At 40.9% G+C, this 17,268-nt stretch carries 17 protein-coding genes; 12 read left to right on the top strand and 5 right to left on the bottom strand.

The window, feature by feature from the left end:
- Positions 1-42 precede the first annotated feature (42 nt).
- The 5 genes from thiD (at position 43) to CU053_RS05340 (ending at position 4,482) form a co-directional block, all read left to right on the top strand.
- Positions 43-846: a bifunctional hydroxymethylpyrimidine kinase/phosphomethylpyrimidine kinase gene (gene thiD / locus CU053_RS05360; RefSeq protein ID WP_100550559.1), complete on the top strand. Its 804-nt coding sequence runs from the start codon at positions 43-45 to the stop codon at positions 844-846.
- A 23-nt stretch (positions 847-869) separates the two neighbouring features.
- The gene (gene tenA / locus CU053_RS05355; protein WP_100550558.1) at positions 870-1,535 is read left to right on the top strand and encodes a thiaminase II; all 666 of its coding nucleotides are present in this window, start codon (positions 870-872) and stop codon (positions 1,533-1,535) included.
- A gap of 403 nt (positions 1,536-1,938) precedes the next feature.
- Complete coding sequence (locus CU053_RS05350; protein ID WP_100550557.1) at positions 1,939-2,553, top strand: glutathione S-transferase N-terminal domain-containing protein; 615 nt, start codon at positions 1,939-1,941, stop codon at positions 2,551-2,553.
- A 9-nt stretch (positions 2,554-2,562) separates the two neighbouring features.
- A complete protein-coding gene (gene sohB, locus CU053_RS05345) occupies positions 2,563-3,561 on the top strand; it encodes a protease SohB (RefSeq protein WP_100550556.1) in 999 nt (332 codons plus the stop codon).
- 3 nt (positions 3,562-3,564) lie between these two features.
- Entirely contained in the window at positions 3,565-4,482 is a 918-nt protein-coding gene (locus CU053_RS05340; RefSeq protein ID WP_100550555.1) for a DNA polymerase III subunit delta' C-terminal domain-containing protein, read from the top strand.
- 108 nt (positions 4,483-4,590) lie between these two features.
- On the opposite strand, the gene nhaA is transcribed toward CU053_RS05340, so the two are convergent.
- Both nhaA and trmB read right to left on the bottom strand, forming a co-directional pair.
- Positions 4,591-5,760, bottom strand: coding sequence for a Na+/H+ antiporter NhaA (nhaA, locus tag CU053_RS05335; RefSeq protein ID WP_100550554.1), 1,170 nt, complete (start codon positions 5,758-5,760; stop codon positions 4,591-4,593).
- A gap of 66 nt (positions 5,761-5,826) precedes the next feature.
- A complete protein-coding gene (gene trmB, locus CU053_RS05330) occupies positions 5,827-6,519 on the bottom strand; it encodes a tRNA (guanosine(46)-N7)-methyltransferase TrmB (RefSeq protein WP_100550553.1) in 693 nt (230 codons plus the stop codon).
- A 351-nt stretch (positions 6,520-6,870) separates the two neighbouring features.
- On the opposite strand from trmB, the gene CU053_RS05325 reads away from it, so the two are divergent.
- The 7 genes from CU053_RS05325 to CU053_RS05300 all read left to right on the top strand — a co-directional run bounded on the left by CU053_RS05325 (position 6,871) and on the right by CU053_RS05300 (position 13,988).
- Positions 6,871-8,118, top strand: a complete 1,248-nt coding sequence (locus CU053_RS05325; RefSeq protein WP_100550552.1) for an MFS transporter — start codon at positions 6,871-6,873, stop codon at positions 8,116-8,118.
- Between the two features lie 279 nt (positions 8,119-8,397).
- On the top strand, positions 8,398-10,047 hold the full coding sequence (locus tag CU053_RS05320) for a peptide ABC transporter substrate-binding protein (RefSeq protein WP_100550551.1): 1,650 nt from the start codon (positions 8,398-8,400) through the stop codon (positions 10,045-10,047).
- Positions 10,048-10,127: 80 nt separating this feature from the next.
- Entirely contained in the window at positions 10,128-10,526 is a 399-nt protein-coding gene (locus tag CU053_RS06520) for an ABC transporter permease family protein (RefSeq protein WP_233263344.1), read from the top strand.
- Positions 10,462-11,067, top strand: coding sequence for an ABC transporter permease (locus CU053_RS06515; RefSeq protein ID WP_233263343.1), 606 nt, complete (start codon positions 10,462-10,464; stop codon positions 11,065-11,067). The genes CU053_RS06520 and CU053_RS06515 overlap by 65 nt, the downstream gene beginning before the upstream one ends.
- A gap of 9 nt (positions 11,068-11,076) precedes the next feature.
- Entirely contained in the window at positions 11,077-12,012 is a 936-nt protein-coding gene (locus CU053_RS05310) for an ABC transporter permease (protein WP_100550550.1), read from the top strand.
- A gap of 9 nt (positions 12,013-12,021) precedes the next feature.
- Entirely contained in the window at positions 12,022-13,005 is a 984-nt protein-coding gene (locus CU053_RS05305; protein WP_100550549.1) for an ABC transporter ATP-binding protein, read from the top strand.
- A complete protein-coding gene (locus CU053_RS05300; RefSeq protein WP_100550548.1) occupies positions 13,002-13,988 on the top strand; it encodes an ABC transporter ATP-binding protein in 987 nt (328 codons plus the stop codon). The genes CU053_RS05305 and CU053_RS05300 overlap by 4 nt, the downstream gene beginning before the upstream one ends.
- 167 nt (positions 13,989-14,155) lie before the next feature.
- Here CU053_RS05300 and CU053_RS05295 read toward each other — a convergent pair whose 3' ends face one another.
- From CU053_RS05295 to ttcA, 3 genes are all read right to left on the bottom strand, one after another.
- Entirely contained in the window at positions 14,156-15,361 is a 1,206-nt protein-coding gene (locus tag CU053_RS05295) for an ATP-binding protein (RefSeq protein ID WP_100550547.1), read from the bottom strand.
- Positions 15,362-15,532: 171 nt separating this feature from the next.
- Positions 15,533-16,342 (bottom strand): ribosome biogenesis GTPase YlqF, encoded by an 810-nt coding sequence (gene ylqF, locus CU053_RS05290; RefSeq protein WP_233263342.1) that lies wholly within the window; start codon positions 16,340-16,342, stop codon positions 15,533-15,535.
- A 149-nt stretch (positions 16,343-16,491) separates the two neighbouring features.
- Entirely contained in the window at positions 16,492-17,265 is a 774-nt protein-coding gene (ttcA, locus tag CU053_RS05285) for a tRNA 2-thiocytidine(32) synthetase TtcA (RefSeq protein ID WP_100550545.1), read from the bottom strand.
- Between the last annotated feature and the right edge of the window lie 3 nt (positions 17,266-17,268).

The raw sequence follows: 17,268 nt of genomic DNA, 5'->3' as shown, positions 1-17,268 counted from the left end.
TATTGTATTGAATATAAACAAATATAAATAGGAGAAACAGAAATGTCTACTCGACAATATAAGTGCTTATCAATTGCAGGATTTGATGGTTCTGGTGGTGCTGGAATCCAGGCTGATCTTAAAACATTTTCGGCAACAGGATCTTATGGAATGACTATCCTGACAGCTATACCGGTACAAAACACATGTGGTGTAAGATCATGCTACGATATCCCGCTATCATGCGTAGAAGAGCAACTTGAAGCCATATTCGATGATATAAGGCCAGATGCGATTAAAATTGGCATGCTATTTTCTACTGATGTCATAGAGCTAGTGACTGCCTTCTTGCGGAATAATGCCGTAGACATTCCAATAATTCTAGACCCAGTAATGGTAGCTAAAAGCGGTGATCCTCTTCTGCAAGCCGATGCTGTCAAGGCTTTAAAAACAAAGTTGATACCGATTGCAAGCATCATTACCCCTAATTTACCGGAAGCCAGGACATTAGTGCCAGGAGATTATGATAAAAAGATATTGGCACAAAAGTTACTCGATTTGGGATGTGGGGCTGTTCTTTTGAAAGGAGGGCATGAAGAGTCTTGCAATTCAGACGATTTATTTTTATCGCATAAACTTTCAGAAATGCTGTCTGCACCACGCATCAATTCCCAAAATACTCATGGAACAGGGTGTACTTTGTCCGCTGCTATTGCAAGCTTCATCGCTCAAGGTCTTTCTACTTTAGCTGCATGTACAAGAGCCAAATTGTATTTACATGCTGCGATGATTCACAGCAAAGATGAGAGCGTAGGAAAAGGACGTGGTCCTGTGCATCATTTTCACTATTTATGGAAATATTTATAGCAATCAATTTGAGGTTAAACTAAATGACAAAATTATCAGAAACAGCATTAGAAAAATGTGGGTTTATTATTCAGGCGATAAAGGAGCATCCTTTTAATAAAGAGCTCACAAATGGATCGCTTAATATAGAAAAATTTGCTTATTATATAGAACAGGATACTCTGTATTTAAGAGATTTTGCAAGAAGCCTTGCTGTTATTGCCTCAAAAGCGCCCCTTAAATTTGTAAAAGATTTTCTATCATTCTCAGATGGAGCATTAATAGCAGAGCAAGAAGTTGTGCATAGCTTTTTTCGCCAAACGTTTAATCTGCAAGAAACAGGAAAACTAACGCCAGCAATACTTTCTTACACAAGCTATCTTTTACAAGTAAGCAGCATGGCACCCGTAGAAATTGCAATAGCCTCCGTTTTGCCATGTTTCTGGGTTTATAAAATCGTAGGACAGTCTATTGCCCAAAACACCGATATGGAATCTCAAAATCCTTATAAAAAATGGATAGAGACATATTCTGGTCAAGAGTTTAGCGATAGTGTAGAAAGAGCCATAAGTATCTTTGACGAAGTGGCGCTGTCTGCATCAGATGAAGTGCGTTATTTAATGCTGGATGCATTTTATAAGAGTACGGTTCTTGAATGGCATTTTTGGAATGATGCATATAATCAAACTATCTTTGATATAGTGACTTAAAATGATTTGAACCTATCAGACCTATCAATTTGGCTCTTTTAGTGTTTCAGTGAGGTATAAAAAATGATGGCGGAGTTGTTTAATTCCCATAAATACTGCAGTTGTTACAATAACTTGCACAAGCTTAGCATAGCTCAGGTAAAGGGATAACGAAGTGATTAAGATTCAAGACTTGATAGATGAACAGCAATGTTATGAAAAGTTAATATGGGTGATGTCAGTCGACCATACCTGATTAACACGGCAAATGTTGACACCACGGAGTTTGTAACTTTGGCGCGCGCATGTTCATGCCTTTGGATCAAATTATCATGTAATTTAGGAATTTCAGATGTAAGCAATTGACCAACTATCCCAAACCCATTACCATTGACTCATCATTTTGTTGAGAAATATTTGCTTGATGTACATCACACTCTATATAAAAAAAGACTGCCCTTATTCGCATAGTGCTCGGATTGCCTTGGAAGAAAAACGCATGAGTTTCAAGGTCGTCGAATTAGATGAAATAAGGGATAAGGAAATGATTTTGGAGTTAAACCCAGAAGTGACCTTGCCGATATTAAAAGAGCGGGATTATGTCATATATGAGCCTGAAGTGGTGATGTTATATATTGATGAACGTTATCCTTCCCCTTCCTTATTGCCAAATTATCCTGTTGAGCGGGCACGTACACGTCTTGCGATGACGCGTATTGATCGGGAATGGTATTCATTGCTGAATTTTATTTTGCTAGGAGAAGCAGACACAAAGAAAGTTGAAGAGGCTAAGATAGCCCTTGTTGATAGCTTCAGAGCGATTGAGCCGATATTCTCGGAGAATGAATTCTTTATGTCAGATTCAATGACTCTGGCTGACTGTTCGCTTGCGGCATTGCTCCATGCGTTGCCTGAGCAGGGGATTCCGCTGGATGAATCTCTGGGTGAGATCACCAGATATGCTGAGCGTATTTTCGCCCGCGAATCGTTTCAACGCACTTTGCCTAAACAGATTAAAAAAATTTACCGTCGTCACTAGGGAGCTATTATGTGGGCAGCGCACGCCGTTGACTATTTGTTTTTTGTTCTTGAAGCTGTAACAATCGTTGTTGCCATTACTATTGGGTTTTCTTTTATCGTTGCGTTATCGATAAAGGGGAAATCCAGTAAAAAGGGGCAACTCGTCGTTAAGTCATTAAACAAAATGTATCAAAAACGCGAGGAGCAGCTTGCTAGTGAAGTGTTCAGCAAAAGTGCGTTTAAAAAGCTGCATAAAGCAAATCATGAAAAATTAAAACGCATGCACAAAGCGCAGACAGATGAGTTGGCTAATCTATTTGTCATTGACTTTAATGGGGATATTAAAGCATCACAAAGTGAGGCGCTGGCAGAAGAGGTTACGGCGATTTTACAGATTGCTAAAAAGAACGATGAAGTGGTCATAAGGCTTGAAAGTCCAGGAGGGGTAGTTAATGGTTATGGGCTTGCCGCTGCGCAACTTGCGCGTATCAAAACAGCAGATTTAAAACTGACTGCTGTGATTGATCAGGTCGCTGCCAGTGGTGGCTATATGATGGCTTCTGTGGCTGATACGATTATCGCCTCCCCGTTTGCGATCGTAGGCTCAATCGGTGTGGTGGCTCAATTGCCCAATATTCATCGTTTATTAACCGATAAGGGTGTTGATGTTGAGCTGCATACGGCTGGTAAATATAAACGCACCCTGACGGTATTAGGTGAAAATACCGATGAAGGGCGTGAGAAATTCAAGGAGGAGCTGGAAGTTGTGCACAAGCTTTTTAAAGAGCACATCAGTTATTATCGACCTCATGTGGATATTGAAAAAGTTGCCACTGGAGAGTATTGGTTTGGGCAATCGGCTTTGGCACTTAATTTAGTCGATGAGCTTAAAACGAGTGACGCTTACCTGTTAGATAAATACCGCTCAGGTGCAAGGTTGTTTCATATTGAGTACAAAATAAAAAAATCGAAGATTTCAGCATTGTGTCAAAGTGCACTTAAAATGTTTCAGCGGGTTGGTCCATAACAAATGCAAGACTTTGATCTTAGTCAATACTACCGTTCATTTATCGATCAGATCAAAGCATCATCTGTCCAAAACCGTTTGCCACACGGTATTTTATTAAACAATATTGATCATCTGGAGCTTGATACGCTGCTGCATGAAATATGTTGTGTATTAGTAAAAAAAGAGGAATTGGGTGATCTCACCCTGACTCCAGGCATCTTTTGTCTTAAAGGAGAGCATGGGCAGATTAAAATTGATCAGGTAAAAGACATGCTTGAGGAGATTTATCTTAGCAGCTACCACTCAAGTGCTAAAGTCGTCATTATTTCCCCCTTGGAAGCGCTTAATATTTCTGCAGCTAATGCATTGCTTAAGAGCCTTGAAGAACCCCCAGAGAATACGTATTTTTTGATGACGAGCAATCATTTGCAATGGATTATGCCGACCTTGCGTTCACGTGTGCAGGTGTTTGACATCGTTTTGGAGCATGAACAGAAAGAGGATTACCTCGCAAAAAAATATCAGCTGTCTTATAAGGATGTAGAAAAAGCCTTGCAAGTCAGTCGAAATGAGCTTGCGGTCGTAGATAGAATTAAAACCGATAACGATTTCTGGCAGCTGCGTAAAGCACTGATTCGGGTACTAACAGGTGAATTATCACCACTTGGCTTAAGTATTGATCTAAGTGCTCATTATAAAGATGTGCTTTATTGGCTAACAAGCTTTGTGATCGACGCATATTATCTTAGATTAGGGGTTTCATCGTTGGCGCATCAGGACCAGGAATTGTTTATTCAAAACTTTTCAAGGCGATATAATCATCTTGAAATTTATCAATATTATCAACGATTGCTAAAGCTTAAAGCCTATGAAGGTAAACATTTTAATGTGAATAAGCAGCTTGCGGTTGAGAGTCTATTGGTTGAGTTATGCGTTTGATGTTATGGAAACATTGCTAAAAAAACGTAGCTAACAGCTGGAGTAACAGTGTGACATTATTGAAAACTCATCACATATTGGGGTGCAAGTAATCCGTTGGTTGTAGGTTCAGGTGCTACAGGGGTCACCGTCTTCAGCTGTTGTACAGCATTGACGTAAGAAAATATAGCCACACATTCCCGATATAAGCGATCCCCCAAGTACGCCAATTTTTACCATGTTCATGAGTTCAGGTGTCGCAAAGGCAAGAGTGCCGATGAATAGACTCATGGTAAAGCCAATACCACAGACCAGTCCAATACCGTAAAGCTGGTAAACGGAGAGGTTGCGTCCCAGGCTAAAATATTTTGTTTTACTGAATAGATAAAGGCTACCAAAGATGCCGATTTGTTTGCCAAGAAATAAACCAAGAATGATTCCTAATGAAACGGGATGGAGTAAGTTGGTAAAGCTTAGTCCGCTGAAGCTTATTCCCGCATTAGCAAAGGCAAATAAAGGTAAAATCATGAAAACAATCCACGGATTGAGTCCATGTTCAAGCTTTAACAACGGGGAGTTTTTTTCTGTGTGCGGGAGGCACATTGCCAATGCGACACCTGAAAGGGTTGCATGCACTCCAGATTTTAGAACGCAGAGCCACATGATAATGCCCATAATCACAAATGGTGCGAGCTTTTTAATGCCAATTTTATTCATGCCAATCAGCACAGTAAGGCATATCAATGCGCCCAACAAAGATAATAGTGACAAGTTGCTGGTATAGAAAATGGCGATAATTACAATAGCGGCAATATCATCAAAGATGGCAATCGTTGTTACAAGGATTTTAAGTGAGGTTGGAACTCGTGAACCAAGAAGTGCCAATATCCCCAATGTAAAAGCAATATCGGTGGCGGTTGGAATTGCCCAACCATGTAGATAGTCGGAGCTGTGTTGATTCAGTAAAAAATAAATAAAAGCAGGGACTAATAAGCCAAAGAGTGCAACAATGGCGGGAATGATAATATTTGACTTACTCGATAGGGTTCCACCGACAAACTCGCGCTTAATTTCTAAGCCAACAAGTAAAAAATAAAGTGTCATAAAGCCATCGTTAATCCAGTGAGTAAGGTTTTTTTGCAAGGCAAAATCGCCGATAGAAATCGTTGCATAAGTCGTTTCAAGCATATGGTAGTACGGACTTAGCCATGAATTGTTAATGACAATAGCGGCAATAGCCGCAGTAAATAGGATAATCCCGCCAATAACTTCGATGCTCAGCTTTTTCGTTTTACTCATGTTTTTTCCTTTCTCTTTAGCTTTAGCTTAACCCTGGAGTTTACCAGATATTTTGCAGGGATCATTTTACATCTGCCTTTTATAGACAATGATATCCCAAATCCCGTGTGCTAACCGTTGACCGCGATTTTCAAATTTTGTGAAGGGGCGGTTTTGAGGGCGAGGTGCAAAGCCTGCGTGTGGATTATAAAGCTCCGCGTTTGCAAAGAGTAATTCAAGGACTTCATCAGCATATTCTTGCCAATCGCTGGCAAAGTGAATGAAACCTTGGGGGATGAGTTTTGTTGTCAAAAGTTCGATAAATTCAGCATTAATTAAACGTCGTTTGTGATGGCGCTTCTTATGCCAGGGATCAGGGAAAAATATTTGCACCCCTGCCAATGAGTTGTTGGCGATCATATACTTAAACACATCAACCGCATCGTGTTGAATGATGCGTAAATTAGTGAGCTTCTGTTCATGAATATCATCAAGGATATTACCAACCCCAGGCTCGTGCACTTCAATTCCAAGAAAATTAATATCAGACGCATTTTTTGCCATGGTAACTAAGCTGTCTCCCATGCCAAAACCGATTTCAATCACAAGTGCTTGCGCGGTTTTATAATAGCTTTCAAAGCAGGTTTGCTCTGGAATATAGGGAATTTGATAAAGCTTGGCGTATTCAGCAAGAGCATGCTGCTGACGCATCCCCATGCGACCAGTACGTTTAACAAAGCTTTTAATGGTGCGAAAATGCGGTGTTTTAGTATCTGTCATTCTTTTAAAAGAGGGGTCTAAGAAGCGCTATGGTAAATGCTGAAATATAAAAGCACAAGTATCCTGAAAATAAAAAATACAGCTTTCAAGTTGACTATGGTTATTTGACAAGGTTAAATGGCAGTCTTTAAAGATGAATATAACGTGAGTTCGACGTAAGAAACATTGAATCACATGCTAAAAGCAAGTATTTTTAAGCAGTTCAAGGCTTTTGCACTTAAAAAGCACAGGACTAGCTGCGCTAATTTGAGCATTTTTAAGTACATACTAACGCAGAAATGCTTGAAAAGACGATGCTTTGACAAGGTTTTTTATCTCGAACTCACGTGAACATATAAGGAACTTGATCCCATGCGACAGGTATCTCAAAACGTTTCATATCGCTTCTTTTTACAGGCGTATTTGCTGATATTTTCCACGGAATTTTTATTTGCGTTTATTAATCCAAGCTATGTTCAGTTATTCTTTGATGATAAGTCAGCGTTTTGGCTAACTATTGGTTGTCAATCTGAAGCAGGATTTTATTACGGTATGTTTTTGTTAGCAGGGCAGTTTGCAGGGATTATGGCGAATGTCCTGTGGGGGATTGTTTCGGATTTCATTGGACGCAGGAAAGTGGTGTTTATTTCGATATTAGCGTTGACGCTCACAGGCGCTTTGACCGTGTTTTCAGCTTATGTACATTACCTTGAGTTATTTATCCTGGGTTCTGCATTAGGACACCTGTTATATGGGATGTTTCCTGTGGTTATTGCGAGTATTTCAAGTGCGGCACACCATGACAAACGTAAACTGTTATGGATTGGGTTGCTGCAGTTTTTTACGGGGCTCGCTTTTGTGATTGGTCCTTTTTTGGGAAGCTTAATGATGATATGGGCTGACAGCTATATTGCGCCTTATTATCTTGTCAGTGTTGCCTCTGTTGTCCTAATTTTATTTGTCTGGCGTTGTTATGCTCCAGATAAGTATTATCAACAGCAAAAAATAGATCACACGGAAAAGCTGTTTTCTGCGGTGTATTGCTTACTAAAGCAGAAGAAAATCGCTATTCTCATTGCGCTTTTGCTATTTGATCAACTGGCGTGGGGAATGTATTTTCAGTTTATTCAACCATTGGCAAAATTAAAACTTGGTTTTTCTGTTTCAGAGATTGGTTTTCTGGTTAGTTTCATTGGTTTATCACTGATGATTTCAGCCCTGGTTTTACTGCCTGTATTACAGCGGTTTTTATCTCACATTTGTCTTTTTATCGTTGCTGTATTGGCGATGCTGATAGGGACCATCGGTGCAACCCTGTTAGCGATATATCCAGCGAATGTTCAAGCAATTGCGTATATAGTGAGTTTCTTCATGGCTTTTGGGGATATGGTCGTGTTTTCGCTACTGGTTGTTGGATTTTCAAATGCCGTTCCTGTGGTATACCAGGGTTTTATTTCAGGGGTCTTATACGCCCTGGCTAAGGGGATTGGCTGGGGTGTCGCAGGTGTGCTTGGGGGAGTTTTTATGACGATAAATGTCGCTTGGGCAATGGGATTTGCCAGCGGTTCTTTATTCATTTTGTTAGTTATTTTTCTGAAATACAAACGGCAATGTCTTTAGAGAGCAAGCAAAAGGGAAAAGATTTTTCGGCGGTGAGCATATTTCCGCCCACCCTATGGTGCTGAGCACCGATGCGCTTTTAAAAACACCCCGCCGAGCAAGCCTGACCACTTTAAAGTGGTCAGGCTTGCTCGGCACCCCTCTTGAAAAGAGGGGAATAAGCAGCAGATGGTTTGTAATAAATTTACATTAGCTTGATATTTTCTTCGTGACAATAATAGTAAAAAGATGTAACTTAATTTTTGACGGTAAACAACTTTGTCTCTAGGGGAGAATAATATGGAAAAAATTAAACTGGCATCGGTAGTGTTGTCTGCTGTGTTGATTATTGGCTGTGGTGGGAATAGTGAAAACTCGTCAGCACAGTCGGGTCAGTTTGCGCCAAAAAGCAAGGATATTTTGCTCAGAGGGAATGGCTCGGAACCTGAATCTCTTGATCCTGCTCATGTGCAAACGAATGTGGCGGCGGGAATTTTGTATGATCTTAGTGAGGGGTTAATGACCGAGGATCAATCTAATAATCCAGTTGCTGGTGTGGCAAAATCGTGGAAAGAATCCGAAGATGGTCTTATCTACACTTTTTCTCTCAGAGATGATGCCAAATGGTCAAATGGCGAATCTGTAACCGCCTATGATTTTGAATATTCCCTAAAGCGCGCGGTAGATCCGAAAACCGCTTCAGAAATGGCGTATAAGCTTACCCCAATTCAAAACGCGCAAGCCATTATGGATGGAAAACGACCTGTTTCAAGTTTAGGGGTTAAGGTGATCAATTCGCATGAGTTACAAATTACCTTGGATTATCCAGTGTATTACTTCTTAAGCATTATCGCGGATCCTGTCAGCTATCCTGTGTACAAACAAGGAGTTGAGCAATACGGACAAGGATTTTTTCAGGCAGGGCGACTCATCAGCAATGGTCCGTACATGCTAAAAGATTGGGTTCCCAACGGCTATGTGCTTGTCACAAAAAATCCGTATTATTGGGATGCTAAGAATGTGCAGATTCAAAATGTGAAATTTGTACCGATTGTTGAACGAACTTCTGCCTTGAATAATTTTGCCTCAGGACAGATTGATTATGTGATGTATATTCCAACCATTAACCTTGACATGCTTAAAAAGCAATATGGGAATCAGCTGAAGCAAACACCCTGGCTAACCTTAGAGTATCTTGATTTCAATATGACCAAATCAGTGTTTAAAGACAATCCCAAGTTACGCGAAGCTCTCTCTTTGGCAATTGATCGAGAAGACCTGGTCAGAAATGTCGTGCGCGATGGCAGTAGCGCTGCTTATAGCCTGTTTCCACCTGATATTGATGGTGCTCGCTATAAGGATGTGAAATACAGCTGGAGTAATGAACCTGCTGACAAGCGCCTTGAGCTTGCACGTAAACTCTATGCGGAAGCGGGTTATTCCAAGGAAAATCCACTCAAAATTTCAATTGATTACAATACCGATGAGCAGCATAAAAAGGACATGGAAGCCATAGCGCAGATGTGGGTGCAGAATCTTGGTGTTAAGGTGACTTTGGCAAATTCGGAGTTCAAAGTATTTCTTAAAGTGCGTCAGTCACATAATTATGATGGTGTTGCCCGAGATGGCTGGGTAGCGGATTTTAATACTATCGATAACTTTGCCACGATGTGGACGTGTGGTAATCCACAGAATAACTCAGGTTATTGCAATACTGAATATGATAAGTTGATTGCAGAAGGGCAAAAACAACTTACCGCTGATGCGGCAGTACCTTACTACACCAAGGCATTAATGCTTATGCAAAACGATTATCCGAGTATCCCGCTTTATGCACAAAACGTAACACATCTGGTGAAACCGTATGTGGTGAATTATCATATGGAGATAAACCATCTAGACCACGTTTATGACAAGTGGTTTTCCCTTAATTATGGTGATCAAAAATAAAGAGGCTTAAGTCTCATATTCGCGCGACTTGGTAACTTCAGTGAGTAAAAATTTTTGTTCAACTTAAAATAGGGATGACTATGTTAAGTTATGTATTACGGCGCCTAGCAGGCGCCATCCCAACGATATTTTTCGTTGTCTTAATCAGCTTCATTATGGTACACATGACCCCTGGGGATCCGTTCTCAACGGAACGCGCTTTATCGCCTGAAGTTCTGAAGCAGCTGCATCACCAGTACCGCTTGGATTTACCCTTATGGCAGCAGTTTTTGTACTATCTTAATGACCTTATTCACGGCAATTTAGGCTACTCGTATAAATATCAGGGAATGTCGATCAATCAGTTGGTCTTTCCTTTGGGCGCTCAGGGTGGTTTTTGGGTGTCTGTGCAGCTTGGGCTTTGCAGCATCGCCATTGCCAGTATTATTTGGTGTGTTCTTTGGCGTCTTATCAGCGTTAAGCCGAAATACGCGCCTTAATGCTATCGATCATGTGATGAGCATTATTGCGATGCTATTTATCTCCACTCCGATTGTGGTGACAGCTCCGATTGCCGTATTGATTTTTGCCGTATGGCTTGGAATGTTTCCCGCGGGGAGCTGGGGAAGCTTGACCCATATGGTATTGCCAGCGACGGTACTTGCGATTCCTTACATTGCTATTATCACTCAGATCACCAGAAGTAGCTTGATCGAAATTTTAAGCTCACCATTTATCCGTACGGCCAAAGCCAAAGGTTTGTCTATGCCACGCATTGTCTGGAAGCACGCCTTAAAGCCCGCATTGATGCCGGTAGTTTCCTTTTTGGGACCTGCCATTGCAGGGATTCTAACAGGGTCGGTTATTGTGGAAACAGTCTACACAATACCAGGGATTGGGGTGCAAGTTGTTCAAGGAGCAACAAATCGCGACTATAACCTCGTCTTGGCACTGACTATTATCTACAGTCTTCTTGTCATTCTATTCAATCTTGTTGTTGATATTGTGTACGCTTTTTTAGATCCTAAGATTCATTACTGAGGTTAAGTTATGACAAAGAGTTTTACTGTTGAGCAGAAAAAGAAGAATGCAAATTTTCTGGAAAAGGTGGCAAATACCTCACATGAACAAGTATTTAGGGGCAGAAGTTTATACTATGACGCGATGCTACGTTTTAGAAGTAATAAGATTGCGATGATTAGTATCGTGATTCTTGGATTGATTGTGCTTGCAGTCGTTATATTGCCGTGGTTTTCACCATATAGTTACGAGTACCAGAATCTTTCCGAAGTCTATCTTGTTCCAAGTTCAACACATTGGTTTGGCACCGATGGCTTGGGACGTGATGTGTTTACTCGTATCATGGTCGGTGGGCGAGTGACATTAGAAATTGGTTTGGTAGCAACGCTGGTCAGTGTGATTATTGGTACATTGGTGGGAGCTACTGCAGGCTTTTTTGGGGGTAAAATAGACAATGTTTTAATGCGTATCGTTGATGTGCTTTATGGTTTGCCTTTTATGTTTTTTGCCATTTTACTGGTCACTTTATTCGGTCGAAATTTTGTTCTGGTTTTTATTGCCATTGGAGCTGTCAGCTGGCTTGATATGGCGCGCGTGGTCAGAGGACAAACCTTAGGGTTAAAAAATAAGGAATTTATTGAAGCTGCTTATGTGTGCGGGGTGAAAGAGCGCACTATTATCACGCGTCATATTGTTAGAAACCTTATTGGTATTATTGCCGTTTATATTACCTTAACTGTTCCTGTGGTAATTATGACTGCGGCATTCTTAAGCTTCTTAGGTCTTGGCGTGCAACCACCAATGACCGATTGGGGCGGTTTAATCAGTGATGGTGTGCAGGTGATTGCTTTTAATTATTGGTGGATTTTAGTTATCCCATCGATTTTCTTAACCTTGACATTGTTATGTTTTAACTTTGTTGGCAATGGCTTAAGAGACGCACTTGATCCACGTGAGCATCGTTAAGGGGGAAACATGTCATTATTAATTGCAAAAGATTTGGACGTAAAATTTAAAACCAATGATGGGCTGGTTAGTGCAGTCAATAAGATCAACTTCAGCTTAGACCAGGGGGAGACCTTAGGTATCGTGGGGGAGTCTGGGTCGGGTAAAAGTCAAACTGTTTTGGCGCTAATGGGCTTATCAGCATCCAATGCCATTATTTCAGGTTCGGTTATATTTAATGGTCAGGAATTAGTTGGGATGCCAACGAAACAGCTTAATAAAGTTCGTGGAGATAAGATTTCAATGATTTTTCAGGATCCTATGACTTCATTGAATCCTTATATTACCGTAGAAAAGCAGCTTTCTGAAACCCTGATGATTCATCGCAATTGCTCAAAAAAAGAAGCTGCTAAAAAAGCACTTGAGATGCTTGATGCCGTGAATATCCCCGATGCAAAAAACAGGGTAAAACTCTATCCTCATGAGTTTTCAGGAGGCATGCGCCAACGCGTAATGATTGCAATGGCTTTGATGTGCCGTCCTAAATTATTGATTGCTGATGAACCAACCACCGCACTTGATGTTACTGTTCAGGCGCAAATATTAAAGCTATTAAAAGATCTGCAAAATGAATTTAAAATGGCAACGATTTTAATTACACATGATATTGGTGTCGTTGCGGGAGCCTGTGATCGCGTGATGGTGATGTATGGTGGGCGTCCTGTAGAGTCGGCAGAAGTTCATGAATTATTTAAACATAATCATCATCCTTACACTAAAGGATTGATGGCAGCAACGCCACGCGTGGATATCCCAAGTGCGCGTTTACAAGCCATTCCTGGGGAGCCACCTGATCTATCCAACTTACCTGTGGGCTGTGCTTTTCAACCAAGGTGCGATTTTGCGTTACCAAACTGTCTTACACACAGACCCAGTTTAGAGAACTATGAAGAAGATAGAGTCCATCTCGTTGCTTGCTTTTATGCCAAACAACGCCAGGAGGGATGTCAATGAGTATACAAGAGAGCATATTGACTATTGAAAACTTAAAAGTTCACTTTCCACTCAAAAAATCCTGGATCTGGCAACAAACGCGCTTTGTCAAAGCGGTTGATGGGGTTTCTTTTGCGGTAAAAAAAGGTGAAACCCTGGGCATTGTTGGTGAGTCAGGTTGTGGTAAATCCACCTTGATTCGCGCCGTGGTTGGGTTAGTTCATGCAACAGAAGGAAAAGTCGTCTGGGCGGGTAGGGATTTAACCGCACTTAAGCACAAGAAGTCATGGCAGCCAGTTAGAAAAGAAATTCAGATGATTTTCCAGGATCCCTTTGCCTCGCTAAATCCCAGAATTACCATCGGCAATATTATTGCTGAACCTTTAAGAGTGCATGAACCTCATCTCTCGAAAGAAGAACGCAGATCGCGTGTTGAAGAGATGATGCGTAGGGTGGGCTTGTCGCCCATGCACATCAACCGTTATCCGCATCAGTTTTCAGGCGGACAATATCAGCGGGTTGGGATTGCTCGCGCGCTTATTTTAAAACCCTCTATTTTGGTGTGTGATGAACCCGTGAGCGCTTTGGATGTGTCCATTCAGGCACAGGTGGTGAATTTACTCAAAGAGTTGCAGCAAAGCCTGGGATTAACCATTCTATTTATTGCGCATAATTTAAGTGTGATAAAACACATCTCTGATCACATTATGGTGATGTATTTGGGAAATTTGATGGAGGTGGGAGAATCAAGAGCTTTATGTGACAGACCAGCGCATCCTTACACTAAAGCATTATTGTCCGCAGTGCCATTGCCTGACCCTGAGTTGGAGCGTAATAAACAAATTCAAATTTTAGAGGGTGATCTCCCGTCACCGATCAATCCGCCATCAGGGTGCGTGTTTCGCACACGTTGTCCATTGGCAGATGAGATGTGTGCCAGGGAAAAACCACCACTTCACCAGCTGTCGCAAGAAAGAAAAGTGGCGTGTATAAAGGTTTACTAAAAAGGGTCATAACCATATTTTCGCCGAAACAAAATAGGCGGGAATCCAGCTTTCAAATAACCCTAACGACTTCACGCAGGGTGACACTGATTACTCACACCGACACGCTTGGGCGAATTATTTGCACAGCCTCAAAAATCAGCAAACGTACGTAACAGTAACTCACGTTAAAATAGCTGTGACAAGAAAGTATGCATAGGTACAATTTTGCTGTCATGAATATTAAATAGATCAAGCTTTATAAACTCAGCATCAAACACAAGCTGAAAAGTATATGTGGGATTGAGTTGCCTTTGGAAATACAACAGATTTTTACTGGTCGAAATATTCAGGCTTTTTTTAACCTCAATAAGCATCCAGGGCTGATCTTCTTTAGCAATGAGAAAATCGACTTCGCGTTGATCCTTATCACGCAAATAGTGTAGAGAAAAATGACCTTGCCCTGTATTTTTCCAATAATATATCGCTTTTAACAAATGCACAGCACAATAATTCTCAATCCTGGCGCCAACATCATTAACAAGTGACCAGTCATGTAAATATGCCTTAGGCGCTTTTAAAATGGAGCGATTCACGTTATTTGACCATGGAGAGATGCTAAATAGATAATAGGTGCTTTCTAATAATTGGAACCATGACCTTACCGTGCTTTCAGACTTTTGAATTTTTTTAGCCACTTGAGCGTAATTAATTAAACTCCCGACTTGTCCAATGATTAGCTTCCCCATAAGTTCAAGTTGTGCAATATCGTGCACGTTAGCATAATCACGAATTTCCTCTTTGAATAACTGATTCCAGCGCATAGCTGACCACAATTCAAAAAACTCAATATCATTCTTACTATAGGCCTCAGGATATCCACCAAATCTAAATAAACGTCCCCACTTTTCATGAGCTAAAGCGGAAGGTTGATTAACAAACTTTTTTGCATATGGGACTTCTAACAACTCATGCACAGACAAGGGCATAATCTGATAATTAAAATATCTCCCCATCAGACTATCCCCGCCCTTACTATAGATATCTAATTTAGCAGATCCTGTAATGATCAAATGTATTCTCCCTTTATATTGATCATAAATACCTTTAATAAAATTTTTCCAGTTTTCATATTTATGAATTTCATCAAGGATCAAACAGGGTTTAGTCTCAGATAATACTGCAAGCAGATCGTTATCAATATAATCGAACAATCGGCTTAGTATAATTTCTCTGTGTACAACATTGTCCCAGTTTAAATAACTTTTGTCGCTGGTTTGAAACTGTTTTGCCAGCGTCGTTTTGCCCACTTGACGGGCGCCAGAAATAAAAATCATTTGCTCATATTTATTCATATGATTTTGAATAATATTTTCATAAAATCGTCTAATCATTGGCTTAAAACGGACTGGTCGCGACTATTGCGCATTATTGCACGGAATAGTCGAGAAATAAATGAAAACATTCATCACTGAATGTCCTAACATATTCTGAACAAGCAGCGACCAAATAAATGTAACGAAGTCGGCAACACATAGGGGGTGTAGGTAACTGGAGTTACGCGCTTATACATTTTCAGAAGGGACGTAATACTTCAGGTAGTTATCAGGGGTTTCCAGCGACATAGCTCCAATTCTTCCCTGGCGAAAATCTTGAATAATTTTCTCGGCAATGTGATGTGTATGTTGTTGCCCTAGTGCTTTGCCGATATTGAGAAGCATCTCTTCAGTATCCATAGTGAGGCTTGTGGGATTAAAGCGCGACATGAGTAACTGAGGATACTCTTCTTTGAGAAAATCTAAGATGAAGTAAGCCGTTGATGGATAGTCCATTGCGGTGTCGCGAATGGAGCCAATAGCGGCAAGCTTATAGCTACATCCTTCATCTTTTGGACTTGGAAACATGATCCCAGGGGTATCATTAAGATAAAAGTGCTTTTCAATCTCTATCTTTTGCTGCCTTTTGGTCACCGCGGGCTCATTGCCAGTTTGAGCTACTTTTCGTTTGGCGAGGCTATTGATAAGTGTTGATTTTCCGACATTGGGAATGCCAAAAATCACAACGCGTATTGGTTTTAAAATCGTGCCACGATTGGGCAGTTGCTTTTTGCACAGGTTAATAATTTTTTGCGCACTTTTTTTATCATGCGCAATATCAAGTGCCAGGGCTTTGCCCTGGTAAAATTTAAGCCACGCTTTAGTAACAATGGGGTCTGCAAGATCAGCTTTGGAGAGAATCTTAATGATTGGCTTACCTTTAGCAGCTTCATGTAAGACGGGATTGGCACTTGCTTCGGGTGCTCGAGCATCAACTACCTCAATGGCAATATCAATTTGAGGCATGATTTTAATGAGCTCTTTGGTGGCCTTGTGCATATGCGCTGGAAACCAGTGGATCATTTTAATATCTGTTTAACGTGTTAATTATGACGGGTTACCTTAGCTTATTTAATCTCTCAAGTAAATCTTGTTTGCAAAAGCCGACAACCCTGACGGCTTACTCTACCAGGACTATTTGATTAAGATCAGCCTAATCGTTCCTGATCGCATTCACGGATATCAAATAAACTGCTGTCATACAAATGGCTTGGTACCACGTTACTGAGGGAGGCAAAGATATTTTGTGGGATCACAGGATTTTGCCTGGCAAGTTCATGGATCAGGTTTTTTACCTGCTGGCGTTTTAAATTTTCCTGACTGCCACAAAGATTACAGGGAATAATGGGGAAGTTCTGCTCTTTGGCAAAGCGTGCAATATCACGCTCCTGGCAATAGATCATCGGGCGAACAACGACATTCTCTTTATCCTCAGTTAATAGCTTCGCGGGCATGGATTTTATTTTGCCTTGATAAAACATCGACATGAGTACAGATTCGATGACATCATCGCGATGATGTCCCAACATGATTTTGTTCATTTTATTTTCACGTGCAAAGCGATAGATATTGCCACGACGCAGGCGTGAACACAGTGAACAATAAGTTTTATTTTCAGGAATCTTATCAATGACGACTGAATAGGTATCACGCTTTTCAATCACATAGTTGATATCATGCTTTTCAAGGTAAGCGCGCATATCGCGATCATCCCAGCCAGGCTGGCTTTGGTCAAGCGTATAGACCATAAGCTTCACATCATAGGTGTCGTTTTGCACCAGTGTGTGCATAATCTTAACAAGGCTAAAAGAGTCCTTGCCGCCAGAAAGGCAGATCATGACTTTGTCTCCTTTTTGCAGCATTTTATAATCTGCGATTGCCTTAGTAATATAGAAATGAAGCTTTTTTTCGGTTGCGCTCATTGC

Origin of the sequence: Caedibacter taeniospiralis, assembly GCF_002803295.2 — a bacterium.
GTDB classification, from domain to species: Bacteria; Pseudomonadota; Gammaproteobacteria; order Francisellales; family Francisellaceae; genus Caedibacter; species Caedibacter taeniospiralis.
Note: the sequence above shows the minus strand (reverse complement) of the source record. Positions and strands in the feature narration are given on the sequence as shown.